This is a genomic window from Polymorphobacter fuscus, from assembly GCF_011927825.1.
Lineage (GTDB): Bacteria > Pseudomonadota > Alphaproteobacteria > Sphingomonadales > Sphingomonadaceae > Sandarakinorhabdus > Sandarakinorhabdus fusca.
On record NZ_JAATJI010000001.1, the window covers coordinates 1,642,649 to 1,659,210 of the forward strand.

The window sequence follows — 16,562 nt, forward strand, 5'->3', positions numbered from 1 at the left end:
TCGCTATATGCACCGCCCCCTCGTCTTTGCCATTGCCCTGGCGCTTTCGGTCCCGGCGCCGCTGCTGGCGGTGCCGGCGTGGCCCGGCACCGAAGCCGAGGCGCCGGCCATCGGCGGTTGGGATCCGGTCAGCTATTTCACCGGCACGCCGGCGCCAGGCGATACCGCCTTCACCGCGACCATCGGAACAGCCAGCTTCCGCTTCGCCAGCGCCGCCAATCGCGATGCGTTCATCGCCGACCCGGCCCGCTACACACCGCAATTCGGCGGCCATTGCGCCTGGGCCGCGTCCCAGGGCCGGCTGGCGACCCCCGACCCCAGGCTGTGGAAGATCGTCGACGCCAAGCTGTATCTCAACTGCAGCGACGAGGCTGAAAAGAAGTGGCTGGCCGACGTGCCGGGCAACATCGCCAAGGGCAACGCCTTCTGGGCAACGCAGCAATAGCCGGCATGGTCGAACCGCTCCAAGTCGATTCGATCGCGCAAAGCATCCAGCTTGCGGTCGCGCCGGTCTTCCTGCTCACCGGCATCGGTTCGATGCTCAACGTGCTGGCGACCCGGCTCGGCCGCATCACCGATCGTGCCCGCAAGATCGAAGGCGATATCTCGGGCTATCCGTCGGAACGGCGGCGGATGGCGATCGCCGAGCTGGCGATCCTGGACCGGCGCATGGCCGCGTCGCACTGGGCAATCGCGCTGTGCACTTGCTCGGCGCTGCTCGTCTGCATCGTCGTCGCCGTTTTGTTCGTCGGGGAACTCGTGCCGATGCGCGGCACGGCGGCGGTGCCGGTGCTGTTCATCGCCGCGATGACGCTGCTCATCGCCGGGCTGATGCTGTTCCTGTTCGAAGTCCAGGTGGCGTTGCGGTCGGTGCGCATCCGCGCCGCCTTTTTCGTCGATGGCGAGGATCTGAAATAGCCGGTGGCGGCTGGCGGGCGATTGCCCCGCCAGCCGGTCATCAGCGCGCCGCCGCGGCGGCGCTCAGTTCCTTGCCTTGTCGACCAGGGCGTTCTTGCCGATCCACGGCATCATCGCCCGCAGCTGCGCGCCGACTTCCTCGATCGGATGCGCCTTCGCCGCGATCCGCGCCGCCTTCAGCTCGGGCTGGCCGGCGCGATTGTCGAGGATGAAGTTCTTCACGAACCGCCCGCCCTGGATATCGGCGAGCACCCGCTTCATCTCGGCCTTGGTATCGGCCGTGATAATCCGCGGGCCGGTGGTGATGTCGCCATATTCGGCCGTGTTGCTGATCGAATAGCGCATGTTGGCAATGCCGCCTTCGTACATCAGGTCGACGATCAGCTTCACTTCGTGGAGGCATTCGAAATAGGCCATTTCGGGCGCATAGCCGGCCTCGGTCAGCGTCTCGAACCCGGCCTGGATGAGGTGGGTGAGGCCGCCGCACAGGACGGCTTGCTCGCCGAACAGATCGGTTTCGCACTCTTCCTTGAAGGTGGTTTCGATGACCCCCGAACGCCCGCCGCCGATGGCGGAGGCATAGGACAGCGCCACGTCATGGGCATTGCCGCTGGCATCCTGGTGGATGGCGATCAGGCAGGGCACGCCGCCGCCGCGGGCATATTCGCTGCGCACCGTGTGGCCGGGCCCCTTCGGGGCGATCATGAACACGTCGATGTCGGCGCGGGGCTCGATCAGCTGGAAATGCACGTTGAGGCCGTGCGCGAAGGCCAGCGCGGCGCCGGGCTTCATGTTGGCATGCAAGTCGTCGGCATAGATAGCGGCCTGATGCTCGTCGGGCGCCAGCACCATGATGACATCGGCCCAGGCGGCGGCTTCGGCGTTGGTCATGACCTTGAAGCCGGCGCCTTCGGCCTTGGCGGCGGTGGCGGAACCCTTGCGCAGCGCGACGCCGACATCGGCGACACCGCTGTCGCGCAGGTTCTGGGCATGGGCATGGCCTTGCGAACCATAGCCGACGATGGCGACCTTCTTGCCCTTGATCAGGCCGAGATCGGCATCGGCATCATAGTAAACGCGCATTCTCGTCCCTCTTTCTGCTCCCCTCCCGGAGCGGGAGGGGTCGGGGGTGGGAAATGCCCCACGCCCAAATCCCTGATTGCTGAAACCCCACCACACCCTCCCGCCCCGGGAGGGGAGACGTCACACCGCGTCCGCGCCGCGCGCGATCGCCACCACGCCGGTCCGCGCCACCTCGACCAGCCCGACTTCCCGCATCAGCGCGATGAACTGGTCGACCTTCGACGTCGGCCCCGACACTTCGAACACGAAACTGCCTGTCGTGGTGTCCACCGGCCGCGCCCGGAAAATGTCGGCAATCCGCAGTGCCTCGTCGCGCAGCCCCGCCTTGCCCGCCACCTTGACCAGCGCCATCTCGCGTTCGACATGGGGCCCAAGCGCCGTCAGGTCCAGCACCCGGTGCACCGGCACGATCCGGTCGAGCTGGGCGATGATCTGTTCGATCACCGGCGGCGGCCCGGTGGTCACCACCGTGATCCGGCTGACTTCATGATCTCCCGACACATCTGCGACGGTCAACGAGTCGATATTGTAGCCCCGCGCCGAGAACAGCCCGACGATGCGCGCCAGCACTCCGGCTTCATTGTCGACCAGGATGGAGAGCGTGTGCCGTTCCGAGGGAAGGTGTTTCATTGCACGAGGCGCCCGACCACATCGTCGCGCGCCAAGACAAAATCATGCCACTGGGCGGGGTCGATCGGGCTGCCATCAGAGAAGAACGACATGTCCATTGCACTGAGCAACATGCCCATTTCTTCATTCTGCTTCAGGCCGCGCTCCCAGAACATCTCCAGAAAACGCTGTGCGGTTAGGAAGGCGACACGCATCGAAATCAACTCGTCGGCGTGCGGGACGGCGGTTTCGAAATGGCCTGCCATCACACCAGCGCCTTCGCATCTTCGTCCGCCTCGCCGCGCGTTTCGCTGGCGTGGAGAATCATGTCGGTGTGCGATGCCCCCGACGGGATCATCGGAAAACAGTTCGCCGTCTGCGACACCCGGCAATCGACGATCACCGGGCCATCATGCGCCAGCATGGCTGCAATCCCGGCGTCGAGATCGTCCGGCCCTTCGATGACGATACCCTTCCAGCCATAGGCCTGCGCCAGCATCACAAAGTCGGGAAGCGAGTCCGAATAGCTTTCGGAATAGCGCCCGCCGTGGTTCAACTCCTGCCACTGGCGCACCATCCCCATATACTGGTTGTTGATGATGAAGATCTTCACCGGCAGGCGATATTGCGTCGCCGTGCCGAGCTCCTGGATGTTCATCTGGATGCTCGCCTCGCCGGCAATGTCGATCACCAGCGCACCGGGGTTCGCCACCTGCGCGCCGATCGCCGCCGGCAGGCCATAGCCCATCGTGCCGAGCCCGCCGCTGGTCAGCCATTTGTTGGGATCGTGAAAGCCGAAATGCTGCGCCGCCCACATCTGGTGCTGGCCGACTTCGGTGGAAATGATCGGCTTTTGCGCCCGCGTCAGCTCGTAGAGCCGCTTGATGGCGTGCTGCGGCATCAGTTCGGGCCCGGTCTGGCGATAGCCGAAGGAATCGCGCGCGCGCCACCCGGCGATGTCGGACCACCACGCCGCCAGGTCGGCCGCACGGTGGCCGCGCGCACGCCAGATCTTGATCATGTCCTCGATGACGCCGCCGACATCACCGATGATGCCCAGGTCGACACGCACCGTCTTGTTGATCGACGAGCGGTCGATATCGACATGGATCTTCCGGGAATCGGGCGAAAAGGCATCGAGCCGCCCCGTCACCCGATCATCGAACCGCGCCCCCAGGCACACCATCAGGTCCGACCGGTTCATCGCCATATTGGCTTCATACGACCCGTGCATGCCCAGCATGCCGAGGAACTGCGGATGGTCATCGGGCATGGTGCCCAGCCCCATCAGCGTCGATGTCACCGGCGCGCCGGTCAGCTTCGCCAATTCGCGCAGCAACTGCGTCGCCACCGGCCCCGAATTGATGATGCCGCCGCCGGTGTAGAAGATCGGCCGCTCGGCCGCCGCGATCATCTCCACCGCCGCCTCGATGGCGGCGCGGTCGCCCTTCACCTGCGGCTTGTAGGTCTTGTGCCCCGTCACGCCCGGCTTGTCGTACCGCGCCTTCAGGATCTGCACATCCTTGGGAATATCGATGACCACCGGCCCGGGGCGACCCGAGCGCGCGATGTAAAAGGCCTCGTGCAGCACCGGCCCCAACCGCGCCGTGTCCTTGACGAGATAATTGTGCTTCGAACAATGCCGGGTGATGCCGACGGTGTCGCATTCCTGAAAGGCATCGGTGCCGATCAGGTGCGTCGGCACCTGCCCGGTCAGCACGAGCAGCGGGATCGAATCCATCAGTGCGTCGGTAATGCCGGTGACGGCGTTGGTGGCGCCAGGGCCCGATGTCACCAGCACCACGCCGACCTTTCCGGTCGACCGGGCATAGCCTTCCGCAGCGTGCACCGCCGCCTGTTCGTGGCGCACGAGGATATGGCGAATGCGATCCTGCGCGAAAATGGCGTCGTAAATCGGCAGCACGGCACCGCCCGGATAACCGAACACGACCTCGACACCAAGGTCGGCCAATGCCTGTACGACGATTTCAGCGCCTGTCAGCTCCGCGCCCACGTTGATATCCTTTACCGCAACACTTGGAAGGGTCGCGACATAGGAGCGTTTAGTTGCGCTGTCAAACCGTTTCGACGCAATAAAACTACAAAAACTGCGCCTGATCGGATTGGAAATGCTGGGGAGCGCGGCTCAGGCGTTCGCAGCGGCCCCCTTGCGGCGCATCGCCGTCCCGACCAGGCCGAAGCCGGCGATGAGCATGGCCCAGGTCGATGGCTCAGGAACGTCGTTGAGCCCGACGAAGCCGCCGATGTCGCGCGCCAGCGCCTGCTGGACCTTGCTGGTGACATGAATGCCGTCGAAGCTGAGATAGCCGGTGCAATCGATGCCGGGGCCAGGCGTCACCGCCGCGAGGCAGGGGGTGTTGAAATCGAGATTCTGCGGCAGGCCGAATTGCGTGGGGTCGGCCTGCAACCGCGTGAAAAAGCTGAAATAGCTGTAGCGGTACAGGTTGGCAGACAGCCCGGGTTCGACTGCATCCAGCGCGGTATCGAGCAGCCCCTGCAGCGCCAACCCTTCGACCTCGAGCGGATTCGGCACGCCGAGCACAAGGATGTTCTGGGCGCCGAAGGCGCTCAGCGTCGAAACCGCACCGACCATGTTGTTGACATAGGCCGCCTGATACTGCGCCACCGTCAACCCTTCGCGGTCCGCATCGGTCCCCTGGATGGCATTGACGTCGTTGTTGCCAAAATTGACGATGTAGAGCGCGTTTGGGTCGACGAAACCCACCTGGGAAAAATACAGCCCCGCCTGGCTCGCAAGGCCGGGAATTGCGACCACCGGCGGTCCGGCGCTGATGATATCGTCCTGCGCGGCACGGGCGCCGCCAAAGGAGAAATTGTTTCCGCCATTGAGCGACGCCACCGTCGGCGCGCCATATTGCGCATAGCTCAACCGGTCGACCCAGGTCGGGCCATCGGCAAAGCGACCGTACCAGAAACCCTGGGACGCATCGGGAATGGTGTTTCCGGTCGCGGCGGCAATATTGCCGGCGTCGGTGAAACTGTCACCAAAGACGTAAAAGGTCGACGGTGTCAGCGCCGCCGCCGGAACCGCAATGGCCATGACAGCCATTGCCAGAAACCCTGCCCCCAACCGCATGCCGATTCTCCCCAGAACCTTTAACGAAAAGGTCTCATGGATCGCCTGGCCTGACAATAGCCTGCGCCGTGACAGCCGGGCCTCAGCGCGCAGCGTGATCCTGGACCATACGACGCTGCCGCATCGACGCACCGACTAGCCCGAATCCGGCAATGAGCATCGCCCAGTTCGCCGGTTCGGGAACACCGAGAACCTGGACGATGTCGCGTGCGATGCCGCGCTGGACCTGTGCGGTGAAGTGCGTGCCGTCGAAACTGAAATAGCCGGTGCAGTTGATCCCGCCATTGACCACGGGGTTGGCGGCAACGCACGGCGTGTCGAAATCGACCGTGGCCGGAAAATTATAGGCGGTCGGATCCGCGGCAAAGCGCGTGTAGAAGTCCAGATAGGAGAAGCGATAAAGCTCGGCTTGCAACGTCGGCTCGACCGCGGTCAGCGCGGATTGCAGCTGCGATTCGATCGCCAGCCCGGCGGCGCCGCCAACGGGAATCCCCGTCACCAGGATCTTGCCGGCCCCGGCAGCGCTCAACGTCTGCACCGCCGTGACGGTGTTGCTGATCAGCAGGCCGGCTGCCTGTGCCGGCGTCAATGCACCGATGTCGTTCCCGCCGATGCCAAACAAGTCGTTGCCGCCGAAGTTGATGACGTACAAGCCATTGCCGTCCGCGGTGCCGCCGCTTGCCGCAAGATAGCTGCCAAGCTGCTGCGGCAGGCCCGGGACCGGAAATCCGCCATAGGCCGGCCCGATGGCGCGCGCACCGCCCCAGGCATAGTTGCTGCCGCCTGCCAGCGAGGGCGCCGTGTTCGCCCCGGCGAAACGCTGGTTGAGATAGTCGACATAGTTGAGGCCGTTGGTGAAGCGACCCTGATAATAGCCCTGTGCCGGATTGGGGTTGGCGCCGCCGGTCGCGATGCTGACATTGCCGGCATCGACCAACGAATCGCCGAACACATAGACGTTGGTCGCCTGTGCCGGCGCCGCCAGGCTGCCGAACGACGCGACAACAGCCGCTGCAACTGCAATCAGAACCCGCATCGAAATCTCCCCACCGGCATTTTTGCTGCCGTTGGGGAGATTTGTTTCACATCGTCAGCCCCGACACCAGTGCGCCAGAGCAGCGCACCCCGTTTCAGGCGATGGCGGCGCGGCGCTTGCGCATTGCCGCGCCGACCAGCCCGAACCCGCCGATCAGCATGGCCCAGACCGTCGGCTCGGGCACGGTACCCGGCGTCGTCGACGTCAGGAACGATTCGCCAAGGGCATAGGTGCCGAGATGGACTTCGCCGCCCTGGTTGAAGCCGAGAACCGCAACCGAACCTTCGATCGGCGTGTTGTTGGAGATGGTCGCATAAGGCGCCAGCACCGAACCGTTGAACATGGTGGTGAAGTTGATGCTCGATGCTTCGTAGAAATTCCAGATGACCGACTGGTTATAGGCCTTGTTGCCGCCAGCGGGATTGAGGCCCCAGGTGAAGGCGCCAGTGCCGGCAACGTTGACGATCAGCGGCAGGCTGGTGGACGGCAGGTCATAGCTGAGCTGGCCGGCATAATCCGTGAAGAACGCCGATGTCAGGTTGAGCACCGCATAGCCCTGGCCGCCGTCGACGGCATGGATGACCGGATTGTTGGCGCCCGACGACGTGACATTGCTCGTGTTGGCAAGGCCGCTGAGCGTCGACGACAAGGCCTGCAGGTCGGACTGCAGCTGCACGCGCTCGGCAGCGACCGCAAGGCTGGTCGTTGCCGCGTTCCAGCCGGCGCCCTTGTTGGCATTGAAGACCGCGCCATTGGCGTTGCCGTTGATGCTGCCACCGGCGTTGACCGTCTGGCTGTTGTTGTTGCCATTGGCATTGGCGGTGATGTTGCCGCCGACATTGACGGTCTGGCCGTTGGTCAGATTGACATTGCCGCTGCTGAAGTTGCCGCCGATGTCGATGGCGGCGCCCGCCACGTTAAAATTGCCGCCGGCATAATTGCCGCCGATCAGGATCCCCGGCGACGTCGCGACATTGCCGTTGCCGCCGTTCGACCCCTGGTTGATGTTCATCGTCGGCCCCACGTCGCCACCGACGGTCAGCGTCCGGCGGGTCGAAACCGCTGCGCCCTGCGACGCGTTGCCAATGCCGAAGTTGGACGTGCTGCCGGTGACATTGCCGCCGATGAACGCCTTGCCCTCGGTTTCATGGCCGGCCTTCATGTCGCCAAGGACGATCAGGTTCAATTCGCGCATCGCCTGCAGGCCGGCGCTGGCATTGCCAGCTGCAGCGGCAGGACCGGCAGTCAAGAGGGCAAGAACGGCAACCGACGAAAGAGCGAAGCGCGACATTGTGATTTCATCCCTGATTAATACTTATGGATTCTGCCTAAACGTTTCGGGTAACGATCACAAGTGTAAAATGATGCTTAATTTGAGAAAATCGCGAGCGCCGTTCGGCACCGGCCGGATGCGGGCCTGCGCAAAGGTGGTATTGGGGCGTTCGGCAGCGGCCCTGGCATGCAGCCGTGCCGGGCGGCGGCGGTAACTCAGGGTCGAATCACAGCGGCTTTCGGCCAACGCGAATCACGCGGGTGGATCACGCCTCGCCAAAGCGGCCATTGCCGAATCGGTGTCGGCCACCCGGATCCAGGATGCGGCCTGCGAACGCGCCCAGGTCAGTTGCCGCTTCTGGTAGCGCCGGGTCGCCGTGGCGGCGGACGCGATTGCGGCTTCGGCGGTCAAGGTGCCGGCAGCGACGGCGCCGAACTCGGCAACGCCCAAGGCCCGCAAGACCGGCCGGTCGGGGTCCAGCCCGCGCGCCAGCAACGCCGACACCTCCGCAACCGCACCGCTCGCCAGCATCGCGCGCAGGCGCGGTTCGACCCGGGCGCGCAGCGCCTCGCGCGGCACATCGACCACAAGCGCCCGGATATCATGGTCGGCAGCAATCCCGCCCTGCCGTTCCGCCTGCCAGGCGAGCAACGACCGGCCGGTCGATCGCACCACCTCCAGCCCGCGCATCAGCCGTTGTTGGTCGCCCGCCATCAGCCGCGCTGCCAAAGGCGGATCTTCCTGCGCCAGTGCCGTTGCCGCGTCAGGGGTGGAGAGCGCGCGCACCCGGGCGCGCACATCGGGGTCGATATCGGGCACCGGCGCGATGCCATCGATCAGCGTCGTCAGGTACAGGCCGGTGCCGCCCACCAGTAGCGGCACGCGGCCCGCCGCCAGCGTTTCGGCGATCGCCGTGCGCGCCATCGCCGCCCAGCGCGCCGCATTGGCGATATCGTCCCCGTCGAGCACCCCGTAGAGCCGGTGCGGAACCCGCGCCTCGTCGTCCACCGCCGGCCGGGCGCTGACGATGTGCAGGTCGGCGTAAAGCTGGCTGGCATCGGCGTTGATGATCGTGCCCATAATCGCTTCGGCAATCATTATCGCCATTGCCGACTTGCCGCTCGCCGTCGGCCCTGCAATGACCGCCACCATGGGCCGTTCCGTCACCACACCGCTTCTCATCACCCTGGTTGCCGAAGGCGCCTTGTCGGCTGGCGACGCGGCAGTGGCAAGCGACGCCCTGCACGGCCTTGGCGCAGCGCCCGGCAGGCCTGCCTGGATCGACCCTGGCGACGCACTCGACCTGGGGGTGACCGGCGCCGACCAGCCGACGACGCGCGCCGTGCTGGAGGCGGCGCTGCCGCATCTCGACATCATCGTCCAGCCGGCCGACGCGCCGCGCCGCAAGGCGCTGATCATCGCCGACATGGATTCGACGATGATCCAGTGCGAATGTATCGACGAACTGGCGGATTATGCCGGGTTGAAGGCCGAAGTCGCAGCCGTCACCGAAGCTGCCATGCGCGGCGACCTCGATTTCGCCGCTGCGCTCGATGCGCGTGTGGCGCTGCTTGCCGGCATGGACGCCGCCGTCATCGACCAGTGTCGCCGCGAACGCGTCCGCCTGACGCCCGGCGCCACCACGCTGGTCCGCACCATGGCCGCGTCCGGCGCCCATTCGATCCTCATTTCCGGCGGCTTCACCGCCTTTGCGCAACCTGTCGCCGCCGAAATCGGCTTTGCCGCCGTCCACGCCAATGTCCTGCGCATCGCGGACGGCCGCCTGACCGGCCATGTCGAACGCCCGATCGTCGATGCCGCCGCCAAGCGCGCCGCGCTGCTTGGCGCCGGGTTCGACCTTGCCGCCACGCTGGCGGTGGGCGATGGCGCCAACGATATCCCGATGCTGGAAGCCGCCGGCCTCGGCATCGCCTTCCACGCCAAACCGCGCGCTGCCGCCGCCGCGGCCGCCGCCGTTCGTCACGGTGACCTCACCGTGCTGCTGCGCGCCCAGGGCTATGCCCGCCGCGACTGGGCATGAGGCCTCAGAAGAACAGCTTGCGCAGCGACAATGTCAGTGTCCGGCCCAGCGGGTTGATCAGGTCGGGCTGGTAACCGATCGGCACCGTGCCGCTGCGGTCGCGCACATCGAGCCGTGCATCGGTGATGTTGTTCACCGCCAGGCTGATGCGGCTGCCGCGCAGCCACGGCGCCCGCTGCACAAGCGCCGGCCGTTGCCCCAGATCGGCGAACAGCCGCAAGTTGAGCGTCGCCAGCCCCGAAAAGCGCAGATCGCCGGGTGCCGTGGTGGCGCCGGTCGGATCGGCAAGAACCTGGGTGCCGCTCTGCCAATTGAGGCTAAGCCGCCCGCCCACGCCACTCTTGCCGAAGCCGGCGCGCATCTCGATCTCGTGGCGCGGCTGGCCGCCGGAACTGCCCGTCGCCGAGCCGTTGAGCAGGTCGAGCACGGGCACACCATCACGAATCACGATGCGGTCTCGCAGATGCCAGGTGTGGAACAGCGACAGCTGCAGTCGCCCCTCCGCACCGCCGCCGCCGCGCCCGCCGAAGCCGCCACCGCCCCCGCGGCCGGCGGGCGGCCCACCGGGCGGCCCCCCGGCGCGCGCGCCGCCGGCGCCGCCCGGTCCTTCGCCGGCGGCGCGCCGGGCCTCGAAGGCCGCGCGCCGGGCGGCGGCCTGCGCCTGTTCGGCGGCGCTGGCCTTCAACGGCTGGGAGAAGGTGAAGCCCCAGCGCAGCTCCTCGCGGTCCGATTCAGCAAAATTGACCGCCCGGTTGTCGATGGCGATCAACTGGCCACCGGCATCGCGCACGAAGCGGTCCGGGAACGCCGCTTCGAGCTCGGCAGTCGCGGTCGGGAAGCTGGCGATGGGGTTGCGGATGCGGCTCTTGATGAAGTTGGCGCTGATCGTCAGGTCGCGCGCGGAAAAGGGCTTGAGCGTCGCGCCGAGCTTGAAGACCCGGCGGCTGTCGCTGGTCAGCGCCGCATTGCCGCCATCGATGCGACTGATGATCGCCGTGGTGCCGGTGCGGAAGTCGAAAACCCGGATATTGGGCGTGACCAGCTGCGGATTGCCCAGCTGCTGGACCGATGGCGCGCCCTCCTGATTGGTGACCGACGCGATCAGCACAATGCCCGGCCGCGGCTTCCAGTTGAGGCCATAGCCGGTCGTCGTCAGCGTGCCGAAATCCGACAGCTGGTCGATGGCGGCGTTGAAATTGACCGACAGGTCGCCGATCGCGGGCAATATCTCGTTGCGGCGGCTGGTCAGCGGCAGGTCGAAACTGCCCTGGAAATTGCCCTGCGATCGCGACAGGCTGGTGAATTGTTCGTTGCCCAGCCGCGTCGCATCGCTGCGCAGCGACAGGGCCTGCCCACCGACCTTGACACTGCCGGTCAGCGGTCCGGCCGGCAGCGCCACGACCGTCCCGCTGGCGACCAGCGCCAGGTCGCCATTGTCGGTGTTGCTGTGCGCCCGGTCCTGGACGATGCCGCCGGTGACAGCGGCCGGGCCGAAGACGTTGAGGCCCGGATCGCCGGCCAGGATCCGCGCCTGCGCCGCCGACACATCGAGCGACCGATCGGTCAGCGTCGTCGATTCGCTATGGTTGTAATTGCCGGTCAGGGCCCATTGCCAGCGGCTGACGACCCCGTTGAGCGACAGGCCGGCGCGGCCGGTCCAATTGTCGTTGGTCTGGATCAGCGCGCCGGGACCATAGCGATTGACGAGCACATCATTGCCGAACGGCGAAAACGGATTGCCGGCCGGCAAGGTCAGGCTGACGCCGGGCAGGCCCTGCCGGCTTTCGGTGCTGGCGATATCCAGCCCGCCACTGAACGTCGCCGATACGTCGCCGAATGCCGTCGCATAGCTGCCCGCCAGCGTGGCGGCGCGATTGTCGGGCAGCAACGTGCGATAGCGGCCGATGTCCGTGGCATTGGGCGCATTGGCGCCGCCTGCGAAGGCCGACAGCGGGGCCGCCGCCGTTGCCGCTGCCGCAGGCACCGCCGCGACCGTGACCGGCGATCTGGCCAGCGCGCTGAGCGCCGGGTCGATCGCCTGGCCCGGCACGATCGCCGTGACATTGCCCGCCAGGTCGAACGGCCGAAGCGGCGCCGAGCTGAGGATATCGCGATCGCTTTCCAGCAGCGCCGTGTCGCGGGTGATCGCGCCTTCCAGGCTGATGCGCTGGTCCTTGCGGATGCGCAGCCAATTGCCCTGCCCCTTGTAGCTTTGGCGATCCCCGCCTGTCGGGCCACCGATGTCGACGTCGCCGGTAAAGGCCCGGAAGCGCTCGCGCAGGACGAAATTGATGACGCGCTGGTCGGCGGCATAGCCGTATTTCAGCGCCACTTCCTCCGGCAGGATGTCGACCCGCGCCAGCGCCTCGGGCGGGAAGTTGCGGATCTCGGCAAAACCCGAGACGCGGCGTCCGTTGATCAGCACCACCGGGGCCTCGCCGCCGCGGCCGCGGCCGCTGGCCAGCTGCGGCGCCAGCTCGGCAACCAGGTCGGCGATGCTGCTCGCGCCGAAGGCACGGATATCGGCCGGGCGCAGCTGGATTTCGGGCGGAATGTCGCCGACCACGGCACCACGTTCCCGCGTGCCGGTGACGACGATCTCCTCGTCCTCGCCGGGATCAGGCGTCGGTACCGGCGGTGCCGCAGCCACCGGCACGGACGCCGGTTCCTGCGCCAGCAACGGTGCCGAAAACGTGGTCAGGGCAAGGAGAAGCGGGGCCGCAACGCGCGGAGCAGAGCCTTTGATCACGAATTTCCTTTGGATATCTGGCAGGACAGTGGAGCGGCGGCACGTCCCTAACGTATTCGCGGCGATGAATCCCCCGCTTCAACGCCGGCAATATCGCGTCTAACGTCGCAGGATGACCAGCGCCTTCCCGATCGACACCGTCCGTGCCGCCTTTCCGGCGCTCGCCCTGACCGATGACGGCGTCGCGCGCTGCTATTTCGACGCCCCTGCCGGCACCCAGGTCGCCGGGCGCGTCATCGACGCGATGGGCGAGGCGATGCTCCACGCCTGCGCCAATGACGGCGGTCACTTCCGCACCTCGCAGGCCGCCAGCGCCATCGTCGTCGCCGCCCATGAGGCAGCGGCGGCGCTGTTCAACTGCGACGCCGACGAAATCGTCTTCGGCCTCAACACGACCTCGCTGTTTTTCGCGTTCGCATCATTGCTGTCGCGCGACTGGCAGGCGGGGGACGAGATCGTCCTGACCCGAATGGACCATGACGCCAATGTCGCGCCCTGGCTGCAGGCGGCGGCGGACAGGGGCGTCACCGTGCGCTGGCTCGAATGGGATCGCGACAGTTTCGAATTCCGGCTCGACCGGCTCGACCGGCTGATCGGCCCGCGTACCCGCCTCGTCGCGGTCGGGCAGGCGAGCAACTTCCTCGGCACCATCAACGATGTCGCACGCGTCTGCGCCGCGGCACGATCGGTCGGCGCCGTCACGGTCGTCGATGCGGTCCAGTCGGCACCCCATATCGCCATCGATGTCCGCGCCGTTGGTTGCGACATCCTCTGTGCCTCGGCGTACAAATATTTCGGCCCGCATGCGGCGACCCTGTTCCTGTCGCGCGCGCTGCAGGGCCGCCTGCAGCCGTGGAAGGTGCGTCCGTCGGCCGACACCATGCCGACCCGCTTTTCGCCCGGCACCCCGAGCTTCGAGGCGCAGGCCGGCACCCTTGCCGCCATCGAACATTTCGCCTGGCTGGGCGTGTGCGCCGGCGGCGCCGCGGCGGATGCGCCGTTGCGGACCCGGCTGATGGCGGGCTTCGATGCCGTCAACGCCTATGAAACCGACCTGATGCGGCATTTCCTCGCCGGCCTCGCGACGCTTCCCGACGTCACCCTGCACGGCATCGGCAACGCCAACCGGCTGGCGTCGCGGGTGCCGACGTTCACCTTCACCCTTGCCGGCCACGAGTCCACCGCGGTCGCGCAGGCGCTGGCGGCGCGCAACATCTTCTGCTGGTCAGGCTATTTCTACGCCTGGGAACCGGCGACCGTGCTGGCGCTGCGCGACGGGCCCGGCGCCGTCCGCATCGGCCTGTCGCACTACAACACCGCCGGCGAAGTCGATCGCCTGATCGCCGCGCTCGGCGAAATCACAAGCGGCTAAAAACCCACGGGGCGGAAGACGAGGCTGAGGCAGGTCAGCCCGGCCTCGGCCTTGGCGAATTCGCCGATGTCGAGGTAGCGCGCATCGAAGCCGGCCGCCGCGATCCGGGCGAGCGTGGCGGGACCGGCCGCATGGAACACCGTCGTTCCGATGGTCAGGCTGTTGGCGGCAAAGGGCTCGCCCGGCGCGCTGGCGATATGGCGCCGGCCGAAGATCGCCGGATCGACCCAGTCGGTATTGACCAGCACCAGGTCATCGGCGAGCGCCGACACCGCCGTCTTGAGGTGCAGCGCCTGTGCCAGCGGCACGCCGGTCACGCGGTAACCAAATGGCGCCGCCGCCTCGGCGACCTGCGCCACCGCGGCGGCATTGCTGCGCAGGGTCAGGCCGATGAAGATGTCGCGGCCGACGACGAGCACATCACCGCCATCGACCGTGCCGGGCGCGGCGACGGTTACATGCGGGCGATCGGCCGGCAGATGCGGTGCGATGGCCGCCACTTCGCCCTGCCGCGACACGGCGCCCGGCCGGGTCCGGATCACCAATTCGGGCAGAATGACCGCCGTATCCTCGACAAAGCAGCAATCGGGAAAGTCGGGGAGCGACGGCAGGACCGTGACCACCGCGCCCGCCGCCGCCAGCGCGGCGCGATAGGCGTCGTGCTGCGCATAGGCCCGCGCCATATCGACCGGCACCCGGTCGATATGCGTCAGTTCGGCACGCGCCAGCGGCCCTGGCAAGCGGGTGAGCGCGTGGATCAGATCAGCCCGCCAGTGCCGACTTCAGCCGCTCGTTGACCGCCGCCGGATTGGCCTTGCCGCCCATCGCCTTCATCGTCTGGCCGACGAAGAAGCCAAACAGCGCGTCCTTGCCCGCCTTGTACTGGGCCACCTTGTCGGCATTGGCCGCGATGATCGCAGCGATCGCGGTGTCGATCGCGCCGGTGTCGGTGACCTGTTTCAGGCCGCGCGCCTCGACAATGGCGCCGGGCGCCTCGCCGGTTTCCAGCATGATCTCGAACACCTGCTTGGCGAGCGGGCCGGACAAGGTGCCATCGGCCTGCAACGCCAGCAGCTCGGCACCTGCCAGCGGCGACACCGGCGACGCCTCGATCTCGAGCCCCAGCCGCTTCAGCGCGCCGAACAGGTCGCTCGACACCCAGTTCGCCGCGGCGCGTGCCACTTCGCCCTCGGGCTTGCCCTGCGCCGCAGCCGACGCCGCCAGCAGCGTTTCGAAATAGGCGGCAGTTTCCTTTTCCGCCATCAGCACATTGGCGAGATAAGGCGTCAGGCCCAGCGCCGTTTCATAACGTTCGCGCTTGGCGACGGGCAGTTCCGGCAGGCTGGCCAGGCAATCGGCGACATAGGCATCGTCGAATTCCACCGGCAAAAGGTCGGGATCGGGGAAATAGCGATAGTCGTGCGCGTCTTCCTTCGACCGCATCGACCGGGTGGTGCCCGTGCCCGGATCGAACAGCCGGGTTTCCTGCACGACGCTGCCGCCCGCCTCGATCAACGCGACCTGGCGCCGTGCCTCGACCTCGACCGCCTGCATGATGAAGCGCACCGAATTGACGTTCTTGGTTTCGGTGCGCGTGCCAAAACCTTCACCCGGCCGCCGTACCGAGACATTGACGTCGGCGCGCATCGACCCTTCGTCCATGTTGCCGTCACACGACCCGACATAGCGCAGCAGCTGGCGCAGCGCCGCGACATAGGCGCCGGCTTCGGCCGGCGAGCGGATATCGGGCTTCGACACGATTTCCATCAACGCACAGCCGGACCGGTTGAGATCGACATAGGACATGGTCGGATGAAGGTCATGAACCGACTTTCCGGCGTCCTGTTCGAGATGGATGCGCTCGATGCCGACGACGCTCTTCTCGCCGGCCTCGGTCTCGATTGCCAGCGTCCCTTCCCCGACGATCGGGTGGTAGAGCTGGCTGATCTGGTAGCCCTGCGGCAGGTCGGCGTAGAAATAATTCTTCCGGTCGAAGCGCGACCATTTGTTGATCTGCGCGCCCAGCGCCAGCCCGGTTCGCACCGCCTGGCGCACGCATTCGCCGTTGAGCACCGGCAGCATCCCCGGCATGGCGGCGTCGACGAGGCTGACCTGCGAATTGGGCTCGGCACCGAAGGTGGTGGCGGCGCCCGAGAACAGCTTTGACTGCGCCGTCACCTGGGCATGGACTTCCAGTCCGACGACGATCTCGAACGGGCCGGTGGCGCCCTCGACGCGATACGCACTGCGGCTGCCATTGTCGGTGTAGGTCATGCGCGTCTTTTGCGTCGCGCAGGGGCGATTGGCAAGCGGCGGGCGCCCGGATCTTCATTGCAGCGCAGCACAAAATCGGTTGCCGTGCC

15 protein-coding genes are annotated in these 16,562 nt (G+C 66.7%); 4 read left to right on the forward strand and 11 right to left on the reverse strand.

Annotated elements, in window-relative coordinates:
• The first annotated feature begins 7 nt into the window (after window positions 1-7).
• Both GGQ62_RS07870 and GGQ62_RS07875 read left to right on the forward strand, forming a co-directional pair.
• Window positions 8-445 carry a YHS domain-containing (seleno)protein gene (locus GGQ62_RS07870; protein ID WP_207790522.1) on the forward strand — a complete coding sequence of 146 codons (438 nt, stop codon included), beginning with the start codon at window positions 8-10 and terminating at the stop codon, window positions 443-445.
• Between the two features lie 5 nt (window positions 446-450).
• On the forward strand, window positions 451-918 hold the full coding sequence (locus GGQ62_RS07875) for a DUF2721 domain-containing protein (RefSeq protein ID WP_152578401.1): 468 nt from the start codon (window positions 451-453) through the stop codon (window positions 916-918).
• A 63-nt stretch (window positions 919-981) separates the two neighbouring features.
• On the opposite strand, the gene ilvC is transcribed toward GGQ62_RS07875, so the two are convergent.
• The 8 genes from ilvC to miaA form a co-directional block, all read right to left on the reverse strand.
• Window positions 982-2,001: a ketol-acid reductoisomerase gene (gene ilvC, locus GGQ62_RS07880; protein WP_152578402.1), complete on the reverse strand. Its 1,020-nt coding sequence runs from the start codon at window positions 1,999-2,001 to the stop codon at window positions 982-984.
• A gap of 120 nt (window positions 2,002-2,121) precedes the next feature.
• Window positions 2,122-2,631: an acetolactate synthase small subunit gene (gene ilvN, locus GGQ62_RS07885; RefSeq protein WP_152578403.1), complete on the reverse strand. Its 510-nt coding sequence runs from the start codon at window positions 2,629-2,631 to the stop codon at window positions 2,122-2,124.
• The gene (locus GGQ62_RS07890; RefSeq protein ID WP_152578404.1) at window positions 2,628-2,876 is read right to left on the reverse strand and encodes a hypothetical protein; all 249 of its coding nucleotides are present in this window, start codon (window positions 2,874-2,876) and stop codon (window positions 2,628-2,630) included. Before GGQ62_RS07890 ends, ilvN begins: the two co-directional genes overlap by 4 nt.
• Window positions 2,876-4,624, reverse strand: coding sequence for an acetolactate synthase 3 large subunit (locus tag GGQ62_RS07895; RefSeq protein WP_152578405.1), 1,749 nt, complete (start codon window positions 4,622-4,624; stop codon window positions 2,876-2,878). The genes GGQ62_RS07890 and GGQ62_RS07895 overlap by 1 nt, the downstream gene beginning before the upstream one ends.
• 132 nt (window positions 4,625-4,756) lie before the next feature.
• Window positions 4,757-5,728: an SGNH/GDSL hydrolase family protein gene (locus GGQ62_RS07900; protein WP_152578535.1), complete on the reverse strand. Its 972-nt coding sequence runs from the start codon at window positions 5,726-5,728 to the stop codon at window positions 4,757-4,759.
• Window positions 5,729-5,810: 82 nt separating this feature from the next.
• On the reverse strand, window positions 5,811-6,764 hold the full coding sequence (locus GGQ62_RS07905) for an SGNH/GDSL hydrolase family protein (RefSeq protein WP_152578536.1): 954 nt from the start codon (window positions 6,762-6,764) through the stop codon (window positions 5,811-5,813).
• A gap of 94 nt (window positions 6,765-6,858) precedes the next feature.
• Entirely contained in the window at window positions 6,859-8,013 is a 1,155-nt protein-coding gene (locus tag GGQ62_RS07910; protein ID WP_167649529.1) for a collagen-binding domain-containing protein, read from the reverse strand.
• A 276-nt stretch (window positions 8,014-8,289) separates the two neighbouring features.
• Window positions 8,290-9,204: a tRNA (adenosine(37)-N6)-dimethylallyltransferase MiaA gene (gene miaA, locus GGQ62_RS07915; protein WP_341533836.1), complete on the reverse strand. Its 915-nt coding sequence runs from the start codon at window positions 9,202-9,204 to the stop codon at window positions 8,290-8,292.
• Between miaA and serB the strand changes: the two genes are divergently transcribed.
• The gene (serB, locus tag GGQ62_RS07920) at window positions 9,188-10,078 is read left to right on the forward strand and encodes a phosphoserine phosphatase SerB (protein WP_243446230.1); all 891 of its coding nucleotides are present in this window, start codon (window positions 9,188-9,190) and stop codon (window positions 10,076-10,078) included. The genes miaA and serB overlap by 17 nt on opposite strands.
• A 4-nt stretch (window positions 10,079-10,082) precedes the next feature.
• Here serB and GGQ62_RS07925 read toward each other — a convergent pair whose 3' ends face one another.
• The gene (locus GGQ62_RS07925; RefSeq protein WP_243446675.1) at window positions 10,083-12,827 is read right to left on the reverse strand and encodes a TonB-dependent receptor; all 2,745 of its coding nucleotides are present in this window, start codon (window positions 12,825-12,827) and stop codon (window positions 10,083-10,085) included.
• 112 nt (window positions 12,828-12,939) lie between these two features.
• On the opposite strand from GGQ62_RS07925, the gene GGQ62_RS07930 reads away from it, so the two are divergent.
• Window positions 12,940-14,199: a cysteine desulfurase-like protein gene (locus tag GGQ62_RS07930; RefSeq protein ID WP_152578408.1), complete on the forward strand. Its 1,260-nt coding sequence runs from the start codon at window positions 12,940-12,942 to the stop codon at window positions 14,197-14,199.
• Here the strand turns inward: GGQ62_RS07930 and GGQ62_RS07935 are convergent.
• Window positions 14,196-14,939, reverse strand: a complete 744-nt coding sequence (locus GGQ62_RS07935; RefSeq protein WP_152578409.1) for a dimethylargininase — start codon at window positions 14,937-14,939, stop codon at window positions 14,196-14,198. The two genes, GGQ62_RS07930 and GGQ62_RS07935, sit on opposite strands and share 4 nt — an antisense overlap.
• A gap of 22 nt (window positions 14,940-14,961) precedes the next feature.
• A complete protein-coding gene (gene gatB, locus GGQ62_RS07940; RefSeq protein WP_152578410.1) occupies window positions 14,962-16,473 on the reverse strand; it encodes an Asp-tRNA(Asn)/Glu-tRNA(Gln) amidotransferase subunit GatB in 1,512 nt (503 codons plus the stop codon).
• Window positions 16,474-16,562: the final 89 nt, after the last annotated feature.